We start from the raw sequence: 20330 nt of genomic DNA on the forward strand, positions 1-20330 counted from the left end.
CGATCAGACTCCTTCGGCGACGGCTAGTTCCACGCGCTCGACGCGGATGCGTACGCCGTTGAGATGCGAGATACCGGACAGCGGATCGAGGTCGGCCGGCATGGTGGACATCAATTCGTTGACGTTGACACCGCCTTCTCGGTTGGCGGTCGTCCAGCGGCCCTTGCCCTTGTGGCCCCAGCCGTGCGGCACTGCGACCACACCTCGGTGGATGTCCTCGGTGATCAGCACCGGCAGTTCGATCGCCGCATACTTCGACACCAGCCGCACGGTCTCGGTGTTGGCGACACCGAGTTCCTCAGCGTCGAGAGGATGCATGCGCGCGGCATGGGCGGGACGTGCGGCGCGCAATTGCGCGACGTTGTGCATCCAGGAGTTCTCGGAGCCCAACTCGCGCATCCCGATCAGGAAGAGCGGAAAGTCGGGATCGTCGTCGCGCCGCTGCAATCGATGGATCTCTGACCAGATTCCGGGGTGATCGAGGTGAACCTTGCCGTCGCGGTGACGGATGACCTTTCGCAGCCGCCCGAACGCGGGCTTGTCCGCGAACAGGATTCCGTGCGGATTGTCCTTCACCAGTTTGTCGAAGGTAAGTCCCCGACGCCGCAGTCCGAACCGATCACCGCCGCGACCGATCCGGATCAGTGCGTTGAGCATCGCGCGTGGTGTGATCGGCCTGCGCACGATATCGGCGGCTTTCGCTGCCACACGCAGAGCTCGCGTCGGCAGCGCCCGGCTGCCGAGCCCTCGCACGATCTCGTCGATGATCTCCCATTCCGGACGCGCTTCACCGGGAGCCGGCACGAGCGCCTCGGTCGCCTGCACGAATGGCGTCGGATAGAACGGCTGGATGAGCAGCATGACGTCCTCGCGTTCGTACATTGCGGTCGCCGGCAGCACATAGTGCGCGTGCGCGCTGGTTTCGGTGATGTACAAGTCGAGCGCGACCACGAGGTCGAGCTCGTCCAGCGCGTCGGCAAGGTGCTGGCCACCAGGCGTGGACAGGACGGGGTTGCCGGCCGCGATCACCATCGCGCGGATCTGCCCAGGCCCTGCCGTGCGCATTTCTGCGGCCATGATGGACGCCGGCTCCATGCCGCCGACCTCGGGCAGGTTTCCGATCCGGGTACGGCGGGTGTCGTACGTCATGCTCGATGCTGCCATTTCGCGCACTGGGAGCGCGGGATCTGTGAAGATACCGCCGCCGATGCGATCGAGATTGCCTGCCACGAGGTTCACTGCGTCCATCAAATAGTTGACGAGTGTCGCGCTGTTGCCCAGGCAGGTGCCTGTGCGCCCGTACAGGACCGCCCGACTGCCCGCGACGCGCCGGGTCAGCCGGCGGAGGACGTCGGCCGCGACGCCGGTCCGAGCCTCCGTAGCCTCGGGTGCGAAACACTTTGCCGCCGAGCGTAATTCAGCGTGTCCGCTGGATTCAGCGAGGGCCTCCATGTCGACCAGATCCTCGTCGAACAGGACGTGCAGCATCGACAGCAGCAACCATGCGTCGGAGTCCGGGTTGATCGGCGTCCACTCGAACAGCCGCGCGGTTTCGGTGCGGCGCGGGTCGATCACGATGACCCGGCCGCCCCGTTCGACGACCTCATGCAGCTTGTCGGTGAACCGGGGGATCGAGGCATAGCTGCCGTGCGACACCGCCGGGTTCGCACCCATGATGACCACGGTCTCGGCGGCGTCCAGATCAGGCACCGGAACCACGAGCTGATCCCCGTACAGCAGGTGGCTGGCAACGGACCGACTGTGGGTGTCCTGGGACGACGCGGTGAACCAATGCGAAATGCCGAGCGCCCGGAGTGCGCCGAGCGTCCATATGGAATGAGTGGAATTGAGGGCGCCGGGATTGCCGGTGTACCACCCGACGCTTTCGGCACCATGCTTCGCCCGGACGTTGCGCAATCGCGTGATGATGTCACTCATCGCTTCGTCCCACGACACCCGTTCGAACTCGCCATCAGGCCGCCGCTTCATCGGGTAGAGCACCCGGTCCGGGTCGTTCTGCGTGCTCACGTAGGCGATGCCCTTCGGGCACGCGAAACCCTGGCTGAGCGGATGATCCTTGTCCGGCCGCAGCGACAGCAACTTGCCGTCCTCAACGGTGCCGATCAGCCCGCACGCGGGCTCGCAGATCCGGCAGAACGTGACCTTGTCCTCTTTCATGGTTATCACTCCATTCCGGGACGGCGTGGAACCCGACGGACGCCGCTCGCCTGTTGCGTCGCCCCGGCAGGCGGATGCGCCGCCGGTACCCGCCGACGTATGAGACCCAGTCGTAGATCGCCAATGCGAAGTCCGCGTCTATGGCGACGCTGGTTGAAGAAGGTCAATACTCACCGTCGGCTCCTCGCGGCATATCCGCCCATTGTGTCGGCGCCCCGGCACCGTCGAGTGTTCGTAAGGCGAACACTGGTTGATCACACACGGGCGCCGTCGCGCACTAGCGCAAGCCGAAATTCAGGCGGGGAGCGATAGGAGCAAAACTGTTTGAAGGGGCACACGATCCCGCCTCACGCCGCGGCGTACTCGTTTGGACGCTACGCCATATCGGATACCAACTCTGGTGACCACTTCGCTCCGCGAGCTGCTGGCCAGACGCCGTTGATGTTCATCAATGTTGTCGCACAACCGTATTGTCACCAGCGCGCTGTAATGGGTTGGAGCGCTGACGCGGACATGACGCAGTCGACAACGGCACCCGCTTACGCACAGCGGCATTGGCTAGACAACGCCGCCCGCGGGTTGAGACAAAAGCAAACCAATGCCGGTTCCTTACAAGACTTTTCGTACTTGATGCCTCGGTGGTGGAACAGCGCTACGGCCGCCGGATCCAGTGCGTCGATTTGGCTGCTAGCGATCTTGGGTAGGCCAGATGAAGCCACAGCGAATGGCCTGGGTCCACCTCGCGCGGGGACGGCCAGCCACGTCGAATCTTTGCCGTCGCGGCCGGTTCATCCAGTGGGACCGAACCATTGCAGATTGCAGCGTGGTCCCGGTTGCATGAGGCTTGCGTCGATCCGTGGGAGTGCCTATGGGAGTCCGCTTATACGGTGTCAGGCAAATCTCCATCGCATTTCTCGTTGACCCAGAAGGAGAAGTCATGTCCGCCAACCCCTACGACCGCTTGCCGCCGGTACCGAGTTTTACAGTGCGCAGCAGCGATATCGCCGATGGAAAGCCACTAACGACTCCCTTCCTCAGCGGCATCCTGCGTGCGGGCGGACAGGATCGCTCTCCGCATCTCGAATGGGAGGACTTCCCGGCGGAGACCAAGAGCTTCGCAGTGACTTGCTACGATCCGGACGCGCCGATTGTGAGCGGATTCTGGCACTGGGCAGTGTTCAATATCCCCGCATCGGTCACCACGCTGGCCTCCGGCGCCGGCGATCCCCCAGACGGATCGGGCTTGCCGCCCGGCTCTGTCGTGCTGCCAAACGACGCCGGGCTAAGGCACTTCCTGGGCGCCGCACCGCCGGCGGGTACCGGCGAGCATCGTTATTTTTTCGTCGTGCACGCCGTCGATGTCGAGAAGTTGGAACTTCAGAACAGCGCGACCCCGGCCGCGCTGGGTGCTCATCTGCGACGCCACACCTTGGCTCGCGGATTCATCGTGCCGACCTACGAGAACCGAGCCGGGTAGACCAGCTCAGACCGCCACCACGAGCAGCGGCGGCCGAGCCGTCATCTTTGCACTCAGTGAGCCGGAGGCGCCGCCGGGACATCTCCGCGTGGAGGTAGCGGCGCCGCCACGACGACATTCGTGTTCACATGGCCTTCTCCGGTGCCGTGATGCCTTTGTCGGTGAGCCAGGCAAGAGTCAAGTCGGCGACGTCTTGCCACCCGTGGTCGATGGTCAGTGAGTGGCCGCGGCCGTCGAATTGGTGAAAGTCGGTGACAGCCGGTGATTTTGCGTACTGCTTGTAGGTTGCGTTGACGCTTACGTGGGGCACGGTGTGATCCGCGGTTGCTGAGGTGATGAGGAGTGGACCGCGGGTTGGGTTGGCGGTGTCGATCTTGGCGGCTGAGTTGGGGGTGAAGTTCGCCAGTCCGGCCTCGAAGAGCGGTCGGCCTGGTGAGGGGATGGCCCACTGCTCCCATAGGGCGTCGGATTCCGCTTGGGGCAGGGTGTTGCCGACTGCGTAGCGGAACTGCGTGCGGGTCAGACCCTTGGCGCGACCACGGTTGAGGGGGTTGCCCAGCACGGGGAACGCCGAGCGTAGTTGGGCTATCGGCAGGGGTTTGACGCCCTTGATGGGGGCCGGGGCGATCGCCACCGCTGCGGCGGCCTTGTTCTGGCCGAGGAGCTTCTGGGCGATCAGCCCGCCGAAGGAGTGGCCGATGACCAGTGGTGGTGTGTCGAGCTGTTCGAGGATGCCGGCGAAGTGGGCGGTGATGTCGTCGATGCCGAATCCTGCTTGGGTAGTGGGGTTTTCGCGGGTTTCGGCCACGGTGTCGGCCTCGCCGGGCCATGTCGGTGCGATTGCGTGGTGGCCGTGGGCGGCGAAGTGCTCGATCCAGGGTTGCCAGGCGGTGTGCGACATCCACAGCCCGTGGATGAAGACGATGTTGGTCATGGGGGCTCCGTCTCTCGATGACCGGCGACTTTCGAACCGATCGGTTACTAAGTATCCTGTGGTGAAGCCCGTATCGCAAAAAATTCATTCCGACTAGTGTCGCGGATCACAGAAGGAGGTGATGGGAATGCCGATCGGCCGGCCTCGGGGGTTTCATCCCGACCAGGTACTGGAGATCGTGATGACCTTGTTCTGGGAGCACGGCTATGACGGGGTGTCGATCAGCGATCTGACCGATGCCACCGGCGTCAACCGGCGCAGCCTCTACGCCACCTTCGGGTCCAAGGAGCAGCTCTTCTGTCAAGCCGTGGACCGCTATCTGGCCGGCCCTGGTGGCTTCTTCGCCGCGGCCATGGCTCAGCCCACCGCGCGGGATATCGCCCACATGATGGTCCATGGCGCCGCCGACGCCTACACCGATCCCGCCAGCCCGCACGGCTGCCTACTGGTGCAAGGCGCATTGGCCTCAGGAGAAGACGCCGCGCCCATCCAGGCCGACCTTGCCCACCGGCGCGACGCCGCAGTCAAACTGCTCGCCGAACGCTTCGCCATCGCCCAGCAAGATGGTGAACTGCCGGGCGTGGACCCGCTCGTGATCGCCCGCTGGATCTACGCCATCTGCCAAGGCATTTCGATCCAGGCGCGCAGCGACGCGACCCGTGAAGAACTTCACGCTATTGCCGACCAAGCGCTGAAAGCCTGGCCCGCAACGTAAATACCAGCGCGACCTGTCCTCCCAGAAGGGAGGTACACGCACACGGACTCACCCCATGCGCGTACCCGTCGGTCAAAGGCGTGCCGAGGCCGGCTTCGTCGTCGCTTGTCTCTCTACGTCGGCCGTATGCCGATGGGTGTGCGGTCTTGCAGGTCGACGGAGACTTGGGCGTGCCCGGTTTCGTCTGCGACGACTTCGTGCTCTTGAGCGCCGTGTACGACATACCCTGCACGAGGCCGCAATTGGTCGAATCGCAGTGCCACACGTCCGCCGGTTAGCCCGGGGCGAAGGACAACATCTAGGGCGGATCCGTCGGATACCGCCTTGGCTACCAACGCATTTGGGTGAGGGAGTTCGGCCAGCCGCGGGCCGTCCGTCCATTCGGTGGGGCGCGGACGAGACATCATGTCGGTGAGTGTGTGGCTTCGGCCGAAGCCGCCGAAACCCAGCATTCCGTTCGCGTGCACCGATGCGTCGTCGAACTTGAACATTCCGGGCTGAGCCGAGTCTTCGGAGAAGTGGAGTTGCTCGAGCGCTGTGCGCCACAGTTCGGCGTGCCACTGCGTCTCACCGCATTCCCGCGCGAGCAGCATCGACGCTGCGAACGACTCGGCGTTCGTCTTGGCCCCTGTGCCCCAGTCGGGCATGACGGCGCCCGCCGAGTTCGCCGTGCGGTACCGGCCCGTTTCGAGCCAGTCCCGCCGCAGGATCTCCCAGGTTCGCCAGGCCAGGTCCGGGCACAGCGGCGTGATGAATGCTGCGACCGAAGCGGTGTTGGTGGGACCGGCGAGCATTCGTACCGTGATGCCGAGCCCGGAGGTGGCAAAGGTGACCAATTCACCGTCGGCTGAGGTGAACTCCTGGTTCAAGGCGTCCTCGAGGCGTGCGGCGATGCGGTCCACGTGCCGGGTTCCGTTGAGCCCGTCGGTGACACCCACTCCGGCAGCCGCCACGGCGTTGCAGTAAGGAAAGACGAAACCGCGCTTGCGTGCCGCCCCGAACGGAGCGGGTTCACACGGCCACAGGCACAGGTCCTCCTGAAAGTTCCTGATCACGATGTCGTTGACGCGCTTGTGGCTGAAGGTGAATCGCTGCTCGGGTGACCACTCGAAGACCAATGCGTCGTCGCGATCGAAGCGGCGATCGCCGGTCGCTTGCCGGAACATCGCCAACTGAAGGTTGAGGTACCCAGAGAACATGATGTTCTGTGGCACGTCGATCGGATCGGCGCGGCGTTTGATGAAATCCCAGTTGCCCAGGACGTTCTGCCAGTACCAGTAGCCCCAGACGGCCTTCTGCTGCATGCGATCGAACAGCGCCACCTGCGCGTCGAGCAGCGGACCGGCCAGCGACGGCGCATGCGAATACCCGTAAGTGGACAGGGCCCAGCCGAGGGCATTCACCTGGTATCGGTATTGCTGCACGGGGCCGGGGCGTTCGGGGTCGAAGGTGTCCCAGCTATCCGTGGGCTGCATCGCCACAGCCATGAGGTATCGGAGGAATCGCAGCTGCTCCGGGGAGGCTTCGGTGACTTCCGGTGTAGCACCGGTGTGCTGCAGGGGTCTGATGTCGGTTCGGGCCGATCGTTCGGTTGGTGTTTTGCGCCCTTCGAGGTAGTCCAGCCGGTCGCGGCCGATTCGGCGTGCGGCGCGGTACCGAAGTGTTTCGCGACCGAGCATCGCGATCACGATGCCGATCGCCAGGCCCAACGCGGCCCAGGGAATCCACACCAGCGGACCGGCCATGTCGCCGTGGGTGGAGACCAAGGCGGCGCTGACGGCGGCCGACGCGACGACGATCACCGGCAACGTCGTGAAGTCCGCTCGCCCGATGAGCCGAATGCCGAAGGCCCAACCACAGGCGATCAGCACCCCGAGGAAGCCGGCTGCGTGACCCACAACCACCACGGTCGCGGGCGAACGGTCGACACCGACAACCAGTGCGGCGGCGACCACGACGCACACCGCTACGGCGACGATTCGGTATCGGCGCAGCGCCCAAGCGGCCGTGGCGACCTCCGCAGCGATCACAGCCGCATGACCGAGAACCATTCCGGTGCTGAAGGGATGGTGAAGCGGCGGAATGGCATACAGCAGGCCCGCACCCGGAACGACGAGTCCGGCACCAAACGCCCGCCACGCGCCCGACAGTCCGAGGACCTGCGGCAACACGGTGGCGGCTATCCAGAACACAATGACGCCGGAAAGGGTGCGGCGTAACCATCGGGTGGTGGTGGGCCCGCGAGAATGGATCGGCCACCGGTAGCCAGTGGTCGCTGTTGGCGCCTGCGTGGTCATGACAACACCCCAGCGCCGACCGGTGAGAGCACGAGATGCGATGAGCTCGCAACCTCGACAGGCGGCCGCGCTACCGACTGCTCAGTGCCGGCACGACGAAACAGGCGTAACAAGCGCACGCCTCGTGGGCCCAGAAACGCAAGCCCGCACAGCAGAACACAACAAAACACCGCTCTTCCTCGCATCCTCGACGCCGCATAGCAATATCAATCTGCCGCATAGCAATAACAATCAATACCAATACTGTCACGTGAGCGGACGCCCGGGATCGGCAACGGTGAGCTCTTTCGCCGAAAAGCACCACCGGCTTGAGCAGCGAAGTTGCCAAAGTGCGATCAGTCGCGGGATGAACCGGTGCGGGTCGGCGCCGCCACGAACTGCTGCGGCCCGCCAGGCGTGGGATTGACTCAAGGGTGACGCCCTGGGGCGCAGCGTGTTGGGCGGCGAGCTGCACGTGTATGTGAAACACCGCGCTGCCGCCGCGGTCGTGGGTCGAAATTTGCTCTGCGGCAGAAAGTTTCGCAGTGTTACCGCGTGGTCGAGCAACGCGGCCTGGTCGCCGGTATCGAGCACCTGCCGCAGATGGGGGAGAAGGACAACCGCGTCTACGGCGCCATGGACGGCGCGATCCGCCGCAACATGTTCCGCCAGGTGCAGCAGCGCTGGCTGGAATGGCAGAAGCTCTTCTTGTCCCGCCTAAAGGGAGGGCCACCCTGCTAGCTCAACGCATGCGCCGACGAGCGTGAACGGAACAAATCACGCACGGCGGAGCAACCCATCTGTCCAGATGTTGGCCAGGTTGCGCGCACTCTCCTCGATGGACACAGGTTTGACGACGTCGTCGGCGAGTACGAAACGCTGAAAGGCGTAGAACTCGCTCATGCTGCCCATCAACTCCGCGGCGACGTCGACGTCGACGTCGAGGCGTAACCGCCCAGCCTCCAGGCCGCGGCGCAACGAGTGCGCGATGCGGTTGTAGAAGGCCCGTCGCGACACCGCCCAAATGTCGGCCACCGCGGGATCGGTCTGGCCCAGTTCGACCAGGATCGCGAACAGAGGTCGGTGCGCTTCGTAGAACTTGAAGTACAGCTGAGTCGATTGCAGGACCGACAACATCGGATCGCGTTCGTCCCAGGGCACCCGCACGAAGTCAAATGCCTCGGCGGTGAGCTTGCGCATGAGCACCAACATCAACTCGCGCCGGTCCTTGAAGTACCGGTAGAACGCGCCCGCCGACAGTCCCGCGGCGTCCGTGATGTCGCGGATGGTGACTCTGGTGTAGCCGCGCTCGGCGAAGAGCGCGGTGGCCGCAGTGAGCAGGCGTTCACGCGTGTCGCGTCCCTTGGCGGTTGACGGCAAACCGGCTGGTCCGTCTGAGGGCACGCCGGCTTCTCCGTTGCCGGTCACGCGGCCCAGGTTATCCAGACGGCTAGATGGTGTAAACATCGCGGACGCGTACGTTGCGCCCGCCTGACTGGCCTGGCTCCATCAGCTCCCATGTCATCTGGGCCCGCGAAAATGCCATTTGGTCTTCGGCCGCGGCGGGCTTGACCGTCTTGACCGTGAGTCGACCGCAACACCGGTCATGCCCGTGAGACTGTGAGCCGTGCTGGGTATTGCCCGCCGGTACACAGCGTGACGCTGCCTGCCTGCGACGTAGATTCCTCGTCGAGCTGAGATGGTCCGGCCACCAGTGCGGAGGTGGGGAACAAGTCCTGCGTTGAGATCACCAGCTCTAGCTGTTCACCGGCATGCCAGGTCATCGCGACCGGCCAGATGGGCACGTCGAGCGACACGATCTCGCCGGGCAGCAGCGGATGGGCGGTCTTGTGCCGATGCACCGGCACCAGTTCGGTGGAGGCGTCGGTATCCAATTCGCGGTGGGAGGCCCGCAATTGACCCTTGGCGCCGGGGATCGGTACGCCCATGGGGAGACATGTCAACAACGGCTCACCGGCGGCGTCGAGTTTGCGTACGAACACGTAGAAGTCCACGTCGGTCGCGCGCTCAGTGCATACGTATAGGTGCACTGCCAGGGGTCCGGCTAGCTCGACGTCCTCGGGGAAGGACGTTCGGAAGGCGACCAGGCCGTGGGCGGCATCTAGTTTCACGCTGTTCGCGGCGCTCGGTAGGTGCGCTGACATCTCGTTGCCCGCGGCATCGAGGTACAGAACGTGCTCGGTCGCGCGGGCCAGGGGCCATTCGTTCTCCGGTCGCCACAGTAGGTCGGCGCCTCCAGGATCGAGGACCGTCAATCGCACCCTCGGTGTGCGCGGCCAGTCGTTGTCTTCGGCTTTGATGGTGTAGTCGAAGAACCGCAGCAAGTCGTCCTCGTGCGCATACTGGTCGGGCCATTCGAGGGAGTTGTGCACGCGAAGCCAGGACTTGGCTGTGTCGAGTCGAGAGAAGGCATCGAGGGTGCCACGCACGTGCAGCGGATTGGTCCAACTGGCCACGACGTAGGCGGGAACGTCGATGGCTTCGATGTCGGCAATCTTGGTCTGCCAGTAGTCGTCGATGTACGGATGCTGCTGGGTCATCGCGACTGCGTCCTCGACCTCGTGACGACCGAAATTGTTGGCCACCAGGGTTTCCACGAAGATCTGCTCAGGGATGCCGCCCCGGCAGGTGAGATCGCGGTAGATGTCGGTGAACCCCTCCCAGGGGGCGATGGCCACCAGGTGTGGTGGGCGCAGGGCGGCGATGCGCCATTGCATGGCGGCCAGCCAGGAGTTGCCCGCCATCGCGACTGCGCCCGTGCACCAGGACTGTGCGGCGATCCATTCAACGACGTCGTAGCCGTCTTGGGCTTCCTGAGGGCTGAAGAACTGTCCTCGGCCTTGCGATTCGAACGCACCTCGGGGGTCGACGTTGACGATCGCGTAATCGTGGGCACACCAGAAGGCGGGGTCGGGGCCTTCGAACTTCTCCAACCCGGAGGTGGCGTCCTCGGCAACGCCGGCGCGTAGGGGGAACATGTCGTAGGACCAGAATCCGCCCTGCTTCCCATATGGGCTCCACACCAGGATGGCCGGCACGGGGCCCCGGCCCGTGGGCGTGTAGACATCGGCATAGAGGGTGGTGCCATCCGGCAGGGTCAGCGCCACGTCGCGGTCCAAAGCGATATCGCAGGGCAGGGGGCGACCGTTGGCGGAGAACGTCGTGCCGGCTGCCAAGACCGAGCGTCCCGGAGAAAATCCGCGCCAATTGGCCAGCGCACTCTCCGGTGGCGTGGCCGGCCGATAGATGACCTCATTGTGTCCCGACATGGAGACCTCCCGTCGTTGCTGCGCTGCTCACGCGGTCGCGTCCTTCACCGGACCGCTCGCGGCGCTGTTGGCACCGCGAGGCCTGATCCACCTACGCGGCTGGGCACGGCCGTGGTGCGACATCCAGACTGTTCAGCAGGAAGCCGTCCATGGCTATCCACTTGACGCAGCGGTGTCCGCGGTGCGCACCGTCCAACCGCCGCGGCCTCGATCGAGATCACCTCTACCGCATGCTCTACGCGGGCGAAAGATTGACTCACGCCTGGGTTCTGCAGTGCCGCGGGAAATGAGGCGTCGCCCGCCGGCGCTGTCAGTCAACGGTCGGACAGCGGGTTGCGTCTGCCGGATAACGCCACGCGATGCGGATAGCGGGTTGACCTGGCGGGGACGCACAGTGATGGCAAGCACTGAGGAGGAGGCCAATTCGTGGGTCGCGGTCCGGGCTGGTGCGGCGAGTCCGAGCACCTGGCGGCGGCGTGATCCACGGCGCAACCACCACTCCTTGTGGGCGTGATCGACTGACACAGAGAGGAAAGCAGATATGCCTCTAGGAACGAAGCCCCCCGTTTCCGACATCGACTTGTTCACCGACCAGGCCTTGCGCGAACCGTACGATTTGTATGCCGAACTGCGTGAACTCGGGCCCATCGTGTACTTGTCGCGGCTAGACGTCTACGCGGTCGCTCAGTACGAAGCGGTTCGTGAAGTGAGCCAGAACTGGGAGGTTTTCAGCTCGGCGCGCGGCGTCGGCCTCAGCGATGAGTTCAACAAAGCGACCGAGGGCGTTCTGATTTGCAGCGACCCTCCCGATCATCAGGTGATGCGCAAGGTCCTGCAGCGGCCAATGCTGCCGAATCGCCTGCGTGACATCGAACTTTTCTTGCGTGAGGAGGGGGCCAGGATCGTCGACCAGGTGATCGACAAGGCCACCTTCGACGCGGCGACCGAACTCGCGCAGCACCTGCCCTTGACGATCGTCTCCAAACTGGTCGGACTAGGCGACTACGGCCATGATCGGATGCTGGACTGGGCCGCGGCGAGTTTCGATGCACTGGGTCCGATGAATGAGCGCACCCAGGCCGCCTTGCCGAAGGCGCAAGAGATGGTCCAGTTCGCGATGACCGAGGCCCGGCCCGGGACCATCGACCCCGACGGGTGGGCAGCGGCCCTGTTCGACGCGGCCGAAAAGGGCGAACTCCCCGCGGAGAAGTGCCCGTTCATGGTGATGGATTACGCCGCCCCGTCGCTGGACACCACGATCCTGGGCACCGGCAGCGCTATCTGGCTGTTCGCCCAACATCCCGATCAATGGGAGTTGGTCCGCGCAGACCCGTCGCTGATCCGCCATGCCATCAACGAGGTGCTTCGGCTGGAGTCACCCATCCAGCGGTTCACACGGTTCGTCACGCGCGAACACGTCCTACAAGACACCGTGGTACCGGCCGGGGCGCGGGTGATGCTGCTCTACGGCTCAGCCAACCGCGACGAAAGCAAGTACCCGCGGCCCGAGGTGTTCGACGTTACCCGCAAGCCAAGTGATCAGGTCGCCTTCGGTACGGGTGAACACGCCTGCGCGGGAATGAATTTGGCCAGATTGGAGATGCGCACCCTACTGGAACTGCTGGCGGCGAAGGTGTCGCGATTCGACGTCGTGTCCAGCGAGCGTCTGGTCAACAATCTGTTGCGCGGATTTTCCAAGCTTGAAGTGCGCGTGAGCACCGAGAAACTGTGATGGGCGCCGAGCAGACGACGGCCACCGGTTCCTCGCTGGTCACCTCGACGTTCGAGGTTCGCGTCGCCGAACGCGACGACGTGGCCGACGGCGTGGTGGCCTTGGAGTTCGAGCACCCCCAGGGCGACGACTTGCCCGCCTGGTCGCCAGGTGCGCACGTTGACGTCGTCCTCGGCCAGGGCATGCTCCGGCAATATTCGCTGTGCGGTGACCCGGACGAACGCAAGCGCTGGCGGATCGCCGTATTGCGCGAGCGCTACGGCCGGGGTGGTTCGGCCTACGTCCACGACAACCTGGCGTCCGATGCGATCGTGACTGTGAGTGAACCACGCAACCACTTCGAACTGGCGCCGGCGTCGCATTACGTGTTCATCGCCGGCGGTATCGGGATCACTCCCATCCTGGCGATGATCCGCTCCAGGGACGTGCAAGGCGCCGACTGGCAGCTGCACTACGGTGGTCGCACTCGCGCATCGATGGCGTTTACGCACGAACTGACGGCGGCATTCGGCGACCGCGTGAGGATTTGCCCGCAAGACGAAGTGGGGTTGCTGGACCTGCCCCGGATCCTCGCACAGCCCGACTCCGACACCTTGATCTACTGCTGCGGTCCCGGACCGCTGCTCGATGCCGTCGAGGGTCGCTGCCACGGCTGGCCGACGGGCTCGCTGAGGGTGGAGCGCTTCCAGCCCAAGGAACAGGCCGAACTGACCCAATATGGCAGTTTCGAAGTCGAACTCGCGCGGTCAGGCACCACGGTGGCCGTCGCCGCGGGACAGAGCGTCCTCGACGCTGTCCGCGCCGCTGGTGTGGCTGTCGCATCATCGTGCGAAGAGGGCACCTGCGGTACCTGCGAGGTGGCGGTGCTTGACGGAGAAGTCGACCACCGCGACAGCATCCTCAGCCCCGATGAGCAAGCAGCCGACGACGCCATGCTCATCTGCGTGTCCAGGGCCCGTTGCCCGCGGCTAGTGCTCGACCTATGACAACCACCGACTGCGATCAACCCCTCGGTGACGTGCCCTGTGGCTGCCCGAGACATCTCGTCCCGCAAGGAAAGAACCCATGAAACAGCGTTCACTCAGCGACCGCAGCGAACCGGTCATCGTTGCCGGTGGCGGCCCCGTCGGTTTGACCACGGCGCTGCTGCTGGCTCGGCAGAACGTACCCAGCGTGGTCCTCGAGCGGCGCACAGAGCGTTCCGAGGCGCCGCGCGCACACGTCTTGAACCCCCGGTCACTGGAGATCTACCGCGCCTTCGACTTCGACGTGGAGGCGATGATCGCCCATGCCGCCCCGCCGGAGGACGACGGCTACTCCTACTTCGACTGGCGCACGACGGGAAAACGGTTCGGCGGCATTCCGTTCGAGCAGCACGACGACACCCACACTCCGCACCCGCGGATCAACCTGCGCCAACCGCAGCTGGAAAAGCTGCTGCTGAACGAGGCGTGCCGAACGCCGCTGATCGACCTGCGGGTCGGCCACCGCGTCCTGGATCTGGTCACAAACGACCAAACTGCCGTGGCGACCGTGCTCGACCCCGACGGGCACACCTATCGCCTCGAAAGTGACTATGCGCTGGCCTGCGACGGCGCCAACAGCGAAACCCGGGAGAGCCTCGGCATCGGCCTGCACGGCCAAGCCGACGTCCAACCCTGCCTGACCATCCACTTCGAAGCCGACCTGCGCAGCGTCGTCGGTGAGCGACCCGGCATGTTCTATTGGGCGGTCGGCGCCAAACTCCCCGGAATCTTCATCGCGTACGACATCGACCGGACATGGGTGTACCTCAGCTTCATGGCCCCCGAGATCGTGCCCTCCCCGGACGAGGCGCGTGCCATCGTGGTCGACGCTCTGGGCGTCGATCGGTCCGACATCGCCGTGCGTCACGTCATTCCGTGGGTGATGACCGCTCAGGTCGCCGATCGGTACCGGCAGGGGCGGGTTTTCCTAGTCGGCGACGCCGCGCACCGCTTTCCCCCCAGCGGCGGCCTCGGTTTGAACACCGGCATTCAAGACGCCCACAACCTGACCTGGAAGATCAAGGCCGTGCGCAGCGGCGTGGCCAATGCCGCCATCCTCGACACCTACGACACCGAGCGCCGCCGAGTCGCCGAGGCAAACACCGCGCAAAGCCTGGCCAACGCCGATTCAGCGCTGCGCGTGTTCCAGCTCGCCGAGGATTCCCCGCAGCAGGACTGGGACGCCGCCATCGCCGGCATGTATGACGGGCTCAACAGCTTGGCCATGCAAATCGGGTTCAGCTACGCCGAAACCCCCGCCGCGCACGACGGTGCCCAGGGATACGTTCCGCGGGCCGACCCAGGTGATCGGATGCCGCACGCGTGGTGCACCATCGGCGCTCAGCCACGCTCCACGCTGGACCTGCTGGACCCCCAGACGTTCACCCTGCTGACGCGCTGCACGAATTGGTCGCAGACCGATTTTGGCGATGCGCCGATCATGGTGGTCACCATCGACGATGACGACGACATTCCACAGTGGTGGATCGAGCTGACTGGACTCTCGCAGAACGGGGCACTGCTCGTGCGGCCCGACGGGCACATCCTCGCGCGGTGCGACGATCTAGACCCCGTGGCAGTTCAGCATTTCAAAGACCGACTACACCATCTCCTACGAAGCTGAGCGCTACCGCCAGTAAGGACGAAAAACGTGCGATACCACGGTTTCCGACCCCGTCCAACGGGCCTGCCGCTCAAGGCCGGCAGTGTCGACTTCACCGACGCCGACGGCGTCGCGCAGATGCTGCGACTGATCGGGGATGCACCACTGCCGCCGGTCGAGGCGACCGCCGAGCAACCGTTCGTCGGCGTCACCGCCGACGGCACACCGATTCCCGATCTGTTCGTGCTCCGCGACGAGGGATTCAACCCCCAACCGGCCACCACCGCTGCCGTCACATACCTGGACGCGCTGCCCGAAAGTCAACGCAATCAAGCTGTTTCGCCGATCGACAGCCAACACTGGCAGCTGTGGACCAACGCGTTCTTGACCTATCCCGAGCACGGCCTTCGATTGGAGGACCTCGACGCCGGCGCCCGCTCTGCGGCACTTGAGGTGATCAGTGGATCGCTCAGCGCGGTGGGGTACCGCCGGGTGCGCGGTGCGATGCGGCTCAACGCAGAGCTGGGACGTTTCCTCGACGCCTACCTCGACACGCTGACCGAATGGTGCTACTGGTTCACCATCTTCGGGACACCCGCGACGGATACCCCCTGGGGATGGCAACTGGCGGGCCACCACATCGACGTGCACTGCCTGATCGTCGGTGGTCAGGTGGTGGTGACTCCCACGTTTCTCGGTGCCGAGTTCCGCAGCGACGAATTGTTCGCCCACAACCGTTCCCGTGCACTGGAATTCATCACAGAACTCAGTAGCTCGCAGAGACAGGACGCCGTGCTCTACGACTCGATGGACTGCTTGCCGGACCACCTCAACGGCGCCGTGGACGGACGCCACCGCGCCGGCGCCGGCCGAGACAACCTCGTCCTGCCCTATGAGGGCTTGCGGGCAGACGCGCTGGACTCCAGCCAACGCCGGCTGCTGCTGACGATGATCGACGCTCACCTCGATCTCGTCCCGGAGACGGCCGGGCCGGCGCGACGCCGGCAGGTCGAGGCGCATCTGGATCAGAGCTGGGTGTCGTGGATCGGCGGCAGCGGCGATGAGGACCCGTTCTATTACAAAGTGCACAGCCCGGTTCTGCTCGTCGAGTACGACAACCATCCAGGAATCTTCCTCGACAACGACAGCCCCGAACCCTTCCACGTGCACACCATCGTGCGAACACCCAACGGCGGCGACTATGGCAAGAATCTGCTGGCACAGCACTACGCGTCCCACCACCACTAGCTGAACGGCGCGCCCCGCCAGGTGGCGGGCTCGACGGCCGCACCTACGGCGGGCACCGTCCACCAACCGACTCGGAGAGGCCATCATGCGATACATCCGACCGTTCGACGACGCCGCCGCGTTCGACACCGGATTCCCCGGCTACCGAGCGCAATTCGTCTCCCACCTAGAGGACGCGATGTTCATTCACAGTGTCATTCAGGAGAACGGGTGTGGGCCCGGACTTCACTACCACACCAGCGACCAGCTCTACTTCCTGCTCAACGGTCGCATGAATCTCCAACTGGGCGAACAGGTTCACACCATCGGACCACGAACGCTGGCGTTCATTCCCGCCGGACTTGCCCACCGCAACTGGAACGACGGCCCTGGAGCCGAGAATCACTTCGAGATGATCATTCCCGCACCGACCCCGGGGGCACCGATCGCCCTGATGGTCGACTCGGTCGACGACGTACCTGCCGAGCACCGCGCCACCCAGCAGGGCTACGTGCGCTCCGTCGACGACGAACACCTCCGAGAAGCCATGCCCGGCTTCCGGCTTCAGCCCCTCGCCGACCCGGGCAGCGGATCCCTGCACGCGGTGGTCAACTACGCCGAACTGGACGCCGGGTCGGCCGGCCCGGGTATGCACATTCACCCCTTCGATCAGTACTACCTGGTCATCGATGGGGAACTGACCGTCGAGGTGGCGCTACAACACCACGTCGTCGGGCCGGACACGCTCGTCGTGCTGCCAGCCGGCGTGCCCCATCGCCAGTACAACAGTGGGTCGGCGACCGAACGGCACATCGTCATCCTGGCACCAGCGCCCGTACCGGACGAGCCCTGGGACAAGGGCGTCGACTTCTGCTTCAACGGTGAAACCCACAACGGGCCCAATGATCTGATCGCCAAGGCACCCGCCCGGGACCCGGCGTCGCGCTGACCGGCGGCCGACAACACCAGTGATTGGGACTCGATGTCGAAGTTGCCCTCGTCGGAGAAGCGCCCAACGTCACTGAGGACTTCGCGGACGTCCCGCTCTAGGACAACCACACTCGCCGTTAGGGGGTGGCGCCCTGCGGACGAGACGAACGGAAGGAATCTCGCGTGACACACGACTACGACGTGCTCTTTCGGCCCGCAATCCCACCCGAGGCGGAGGGGCCCGGTGGCGCGGATTCGCCCCGGGCCGATCCGTTCTGACCAGTGGAAGCACCGACTCGCCGAACGGTCGTAATCTCAGCTGCGACATCGTGTTCGACCGCGACCCGGCCATCATCGTCGCCCTCGAGATTCCCATCCGGCCGCTGGGTATGTTCTGGCGTGCCGGCGAACAACTCCAAGTGCTGTTGTCGGCGCGTAACCTGCAGCCCGCTGAACTGCACGTGTCCGGGAACTTGCCCGATACAGCGTTCAGTACCGGTGTCCCCGACCCGTCGCGCAAGGCGATCCGCGTGCACACCGGCGGGGATCACGACTCGCACCTGCTGGTCGGCTACATCCCGCTCCAGAAGTGAATGTTGCGCCACATTTAGCAATTGTGCACACTAGGCTGTGATCGGGATCATAAGCATCCGGGGGCGGCCCCCTGCCGTGACGGATCGGAGGAGCCGGAGCACTGTGTCCGAAGACCAGGCACGGGCAATCTCGTCCGCGCTGACAAGAACGTGAGCCGCTCGATGCGGGCGGGCGCCCGGCATGCGGCGTTGATCCGATTTAGCGAATCGATGAACAGACCGACCGCTGGCCGGTGTCGTCATCGCGTCGCGGATAGGCGGTTGCGATGAACTCGACGATGACAGCGAACGAGCGCCCTGCGGCAAAGCCGCTGGAGCGGCATGTCCTGGCGCGCACCGACGACGCCGGGCACTGCTGGCGCGAGGCGTCGCGGCTGGTCACTCCGCACATCCTGCGGCCCAAGTCCGGGGAACCCTTCGGGTGGGCCTTTCATGCCGTCGGCATCGGCGACACCATGCTGGCCTACCACGAATTTCGCAGCATCGTCGAGGTCGTGGCCTCCGAGCCCATGGACGCCTTCTACGGCATGGTGCTGCTGCGCGGCACGATGGAGGTGTCCACCGAACACGGCACCACCCACTTGCTCGAGCGCGGATCGGCGTGCGTGGTGTCGCCGACGAGCAAGTTCGTCGCCAGATTCACGCCGGGCACACGTCAAATGCTGGTCAAGATTCCGGTGTCGGTCATCGAGCAGGCCTTCGGCCGCCTGACCGGCGAGGGCGGCGGCAGCCGCATCGTCTTCAATCTCTCCGCGCCGGCCGACGCCACGTGGCCTTCCGCGCTGAAACTGGCCGTGCAAACCGTCGACGGCATCGATTCGGGTCTTCCGCTGCCACCTCAGATGGGCGGCGAACTGGAACGGTTGTTCATTTCATCGCTGTTGCTGGCCCAACCGCACTCGGCCAGCGAGATGTTGGTGCGTCCGGCGCCGGGCCGGGCCGCTAGGGCTGCCGCCGTGGTGGCCAAGGCCGTACAGGCCGCACCCGAGCAGGATTACGACTTTGCGGACATGGCCCGACTGCACGGGGTCAGCCTGCGCACCCTGCAAGACGGGTTTCGGAATCGCCACGGACGCTCGCCCTCGGCGTATCTGCGCGACGCACGGCTGGACATGGCTCACCGGCTCTTGGCCGGTGACCGTGGGATCACCGTCACCGACGCCGCACTGTCCAGTGGGTTCACACATCTGGGACGCTTCGCCCGCGACTACCGGCTGCGCTATGGGTTCAGTCCCTCGGTAACCAGGGAGGGTGCCCGCGCCGAGGCCTCCCGCGCCTCCCGCAACTAGCCGGATTCGCGCGGCGCCTTTGGGTGCGCCGCCTGGATATCGCCGCGCCCAGCGGATAGCGGCCGGTCCGGCCGACCGTCGACGATGGACACCACCGCCAGTATCGAGGAGAGCGTGATGTCAACCCGTCAAACGGATTCGGTGACCGATCGTCGTGGCAGCCGATGAAACTGCTGGCGTACCGGCTGGGCGATCGGATCTCGTTCGGCGTCGTGTCGGGCGACGGCCTCATCGACGGGCCGACGCTGCTCGACGGCCGCGCCGACTCGATCCGCACTCTGTTGCACCACGACCTTACCGAGGAGTTGCGCCAGCGCAGCGCCGGCGTGGTGCCGCAAGTGTCCCTCGACGACATCGAGTACCTACCGCCGATCCTCGATCCGGCGAAGATCCTCTGCGTGGGAGTCAACTACGCCGATCACCGCTCGGAGACCGGTCAGGCCGATGCCCCGCAGCATCCGACCATCTTCAGCCGGTTCTCCGACTCCCACGTCGGCCACGGGCAGCCGGTGGTGGCTCCGCCCAACACCGAGCAACTGGACTACGAGGGTGAGGTGGCGATCGTCATCGGGCGGCCCACGACCCGGGTGGAATCCGACGCCGACGCGCGCACCGCGATCGCCGGCCTTTCCTGCTACAACGATCTCAGCGCACGGGACTGGCAACTGCACAACAGCCAGTGGCTGCCAGGCAAGAACTTTCGCGGCGTGGGAGCGTTCGGCCCGCTTCTGGTGACCACCGATGAGTTCGCGGACTTCCGCGCGATCCGCCTGAGCACACGCGTCGACGGCGAGATTCGCCAAGACGCCACGCTGGCGGACTTGATCTTCGACTTCACCGACATCTTGCGCTACGTCACCGGTTTCACCGACCTGGCCCCAGGCGACGTCATCGTCACCGGCACTCCCGGTGGTGTTGGCTTCGTCGCCGATCCGCCGCTGTTCCTCACCCCCGGCAGCGTCACCGAGGTCGAGGTCTCGGGCGCGGGGCTACTGCGCAACGAGATCGTCGCGGCGCCCGAGGGTCCGCGGTGACTGAGCAGCCGTGGTTGCGCTCCTATC

16 protein-coding genes are annotated in these 20330 nt (G+C 65.1%); 11 read left to right on the top strand and 5 right to left on the bottom strand.

Going from position 1 to position 20330, the window contains the following annotated elements:
- Window positions 1–3 precede the first annotated feature (3 nt).
- Window positions 4–2178 (bottom strand): molybdopterin-containing oxidoreductase family protein, encoded by a 2175-nt coding sequence (locus VJV41_RS10925; protein ID WP_325333532.1) that lies wholly within the window; start codon window positions 2176–2178, stop codon window positions 4–6.
- Between the two features lie 937 nt (window positions 2179–3115).
- Between VJV41_RS10925 and VJV41_RS10930 the strand changes: the two genes are divergently transcribed.
- Window positions 3116–3655: a YbhB/YbcL family Raf kinase inhibitor-like protein gene (locus VJV41_RS10930; RefSeq protein ID WP_325333534.1), complete on the top strand. Its 540-nt coding sequence runs from the start codon at window positions 3116–3118 to the stop codon at window positions 3653–3655.
- A gap of 124 nt (window positions 3656–3779) precedes the next feature.
- On the opposite strand, the gene VJV41_RS10935 is transcribed toward VJV41_RS10930, so the two are convergent.
- Window positions 3780–4589: an alpha/beta hydrolase gene (locus tag VJV41_RS10935; protein ID WP_325333536.1), complete on the bottom strand. Its 810-nt coding sequence runs from the start codon at window positions 4587–4589 to the stop codon at window positions 3780–3782.
- 127 nt (window positions 4590–4716) lie between these two features.
- Here VJV41_RS10935 and VJV41_RS10940 point away from each other — a divergent pair, with 127 nt between their 5' ends.
- Window positions 4717–5304, top strand: coding sequence for a TetR/AcrR family transcriptional regulator (locus VJV41_RS10940; RefSeq protein ID WP_325333538.1), 588 nt, complete (start codon window positions 4717–4719; stop codon window positions 5302–5304).
- Window positions 5305–5417: 113 nt separating this feature from the next.
- On the opposite strand, the gene VJV41_RS10945 is transcribed toward VJV41_RS10940, so the two are convergent.
- Window positions 5418–7601 (bottom strand): hypothetical protein, encoded by a 2184-nt coding sequence (locus tag VJV41_RS10945; protein ID WP_325333540.1) that lies wholly within the window; start codon window positions 7599–7601, stop codon window positions 5418–5420.
- Between the two features lie 534 nt (window positions 7602–8135).
- On the opposite strand from VJV41_RS10945, the gene VJV41_RS10950 reads away from it, so the two are divergent.
- Window positions 8136–8321, top strand: coding sequence for a hypothetical protein (locus VJV41_RS10950; RefSeq protein ID WP_325333571.1), 186 nt, complete (start codon window positions 8136–8138; stop codon window positions 8319–8321).
- Window positions 8322–8357: 36 nt separating this feature from the next.
- Here VJV41_RS10950 and VJV41_RS10955 read toward each other — a convergent pair whose 3' ends face one another.
- Both VJV41_RS10955 and VJV41_RS10960 read right to left on the bottom strand, forming a co-directional pair.
- Window positions 8358–9008 (bottom strand): TetR/AcrR family transcriptional regulator, encoded by a 651-nt coding sequence (locus VJV41_RS10955; RefSeq protein ID WP_325333542.1) that lies wholly within the window; start codon window positions 9006–9008, stop codon window positions 8358–8360.
- A gap of 176 nt (window positions 9009–9184) precedes the next feature.
- Entirely contained in the window at window positions 9185–10870 is a 1686-nt protein-coding gene (locus VJV41_RS10960) for a CocE/NonD family hydrolase (RefSeq protein ID WP_325333544.1), read from the bottom strand.
- Window positions 10871–11411: 541 nt separating this feature from the next.
- On the opposite strand from VJV41_RS10960, the gene VJV41_RS10965 reads away from it, so the two are divergent.
- The 8 genes from VJV41_RS10965 (at window position 11412) to VJV41_RS11000 (ending at window position 20303) form a co-directional block, all read left to right on the top strand.
- Window positions 11412–12602: a cytochrome P450 gene (locus VJV41_RS10965; RefSeq protein ID WP_325333545.1), complete on the top strand. Its 1191-nt coding sequence runs from the start codon at window positions 11412–11414 to the stop codon at window positions 12600–12602.
- A complete protein-coding gene (locus VJV41_RS10970; protein ID WP_325333546.1) occupies window positions 12602–13588 on the top strand; it encodes a PDR/VanB family oxidoreductase in 987 nt (328 codons plus the stop codon). The genes VJV41_RS10965 and VJV41_RS10970 overlap by 1 nt, the downstream gene beginning before the upstream one ends.
- A 79-nt stretch (window positions 13589–13667) precedes the next feature.
- Entirely contained in the window at window positions 13668–15251 is a 1584-nt protein-coding gene (locus VJV41_RS10975) for an FAD-dependent monooxygenase (protein ID WP_325333548.1), read from the top strand.
- Window positions 15252–15278: 27 nt separating this feature from the next.
- A complete protein-coding gene (locus tag VJV41_RS10980; RefSeq protein ID WP_325333549.1) occupies window positions 15279–16478 on the top strand; it encodes a DUF3500 domain-containing protein in 1200 nt (399 codons plus the stop codon).
- An 85-nt stretch (window positions 16479–16563) separates the two neighbouring features.
- Entirely contained in the window at window positions 16564–17406 is an 843-nt protein-coding gene (locus VJV41_RS10985) for a cupin domain-containing protein (RefSeq protein ID WP_325333551.1), read from the top strand.
- 310 nt (window positions 17407–17716) lie between these two features.
- A complete protein-coding gene (locus VJV41_RS10990) occupies window positions 17717–17980 on the top strand; it encodes a hypothetical protein (protein ID WP_325333553.1) in 264 nt (87 codons plus the stop codon).
- Between the two features lie 278 nt (window positions 17981–18258).
- Window positions 18259–19269: an AraC family transcriptional regulator gene (locus VJV41_RS10995; RefSeq protein ID WP_325333555.1), complete on the top strand. Its 1011-nt coding sequence runs from the start codon at window positions 18259–18261 to the stop codon at window positions 19267–19269.
- A 164-nt stretch (window positions 19270–19433) separates the two neighbouring features.
- Complete coding sequence (locus VJV41_RS11000) at window positions 19434–20303, top strand: fumarylacetoacetate hydrolase family protein (protein WP_325333557.1); 870 nt, start codon at window positions 19434–19436, stop codon at window positions 20301–20303.
- Window positions 20304–20330: the final 27 nt, after the last annotated feature.

Source organism: Mycobacterium sp. (assembly GCF_035274705.1).
Classification (GTDB): Bacteria; Actinomycetota; Actinomycetes; order Mycobacteriales; family Mycobacteriaceae; genus Mycobacterium.

Excerpts from the sequence above, each read along its gene's own strand:
- VJV41_RS10925 (WP_325333532.1), bottom strand. The coding sequence starts at position 2,178 with ATGAAAGAGGACAAGGTCACGTTCTGCCGGATCTGCGAGCCCGCGTGC.
- VJV41_RS10930 (WP_325333534.1), top strand. The coding sequence starts at position 3,116 with ATGTCCGCCAACCCCTACGACCGCTTGCCGCCGGTACCGAGTTTTACA.
- VJV41_RS10935 (WP_325333536.1), bottom strand. The coding sequence starts at position 4,589 with ATGACCAACATCGTCTTCATCCACGGGCTGTGGATGTCGCACACCGCC.
- VJV41_RS10940 (WP_325333538.1), top strand. The coding sequence starts at position 4,717 with ATGCCGATCGGCCGGCCTCGGGGGTTTCATCCCGACCAGGTACTGGAG.
- VJV41_RS10945 (WP_325333540.1), bottom strand. The coding sequence starts at position 7,601 with ATGACCACGCAGGCGCCAACAGCGACCACTGGCTACCGGTGGCCGATC.
- VJV41_RS10960 (WP_325333544.1), bottom strand. The coding sequence starts at position 10,870 with ATGTCGGGACACAATGAGGTCATCTATCGGCCGGCCACGCCACCGGAG.
- VJV41_RS10965 (WP_325333545.1), top strand. The coding sequence starts at position 11,412 with ATGCCTCTAGGAACGAAGCCCCCCGTTTCCGACATCGACTTGTTCACC.
- VJV41_RS10970 (WP_325333546.1), top strand. The coding sequence starts at position 12,602 with ATGGGCGCCGAGCAGACGACGGCCACCGGTTCCTCGCTGGTCACCTCG.
- VJV41_RS10975 (WP_325333548.1), top strand. The coding sequence starts at position 13,668 with ATGAAACAGCGTTCACTCAGCGACCGCAGCGAACCGGTCATCGTTGCC.
- VJV41_RS10985 (WP_325333551.1), top strand. The coding sequence starts at position 16,564 with ATGCGATACATCCGACCGTTCGACGACGCCGCCGCGTTCGACACCGGA.
- VJV41_RS10995 (WP_325333555.1), top strand. The coding sequence starts at position 18,259 with ATGACAGCGAACGAGCGCCCTGCGGCAAAGCCGCTGGAGCGGCATGTC.
- VJV41_RS11000 (WP_325333557.1), top strand. The coding sequence starts at position 19,434 with ATGAAACTGCTGGCGTACCGGCTGGGCGATCGGATCTCGTTCGGCGTC.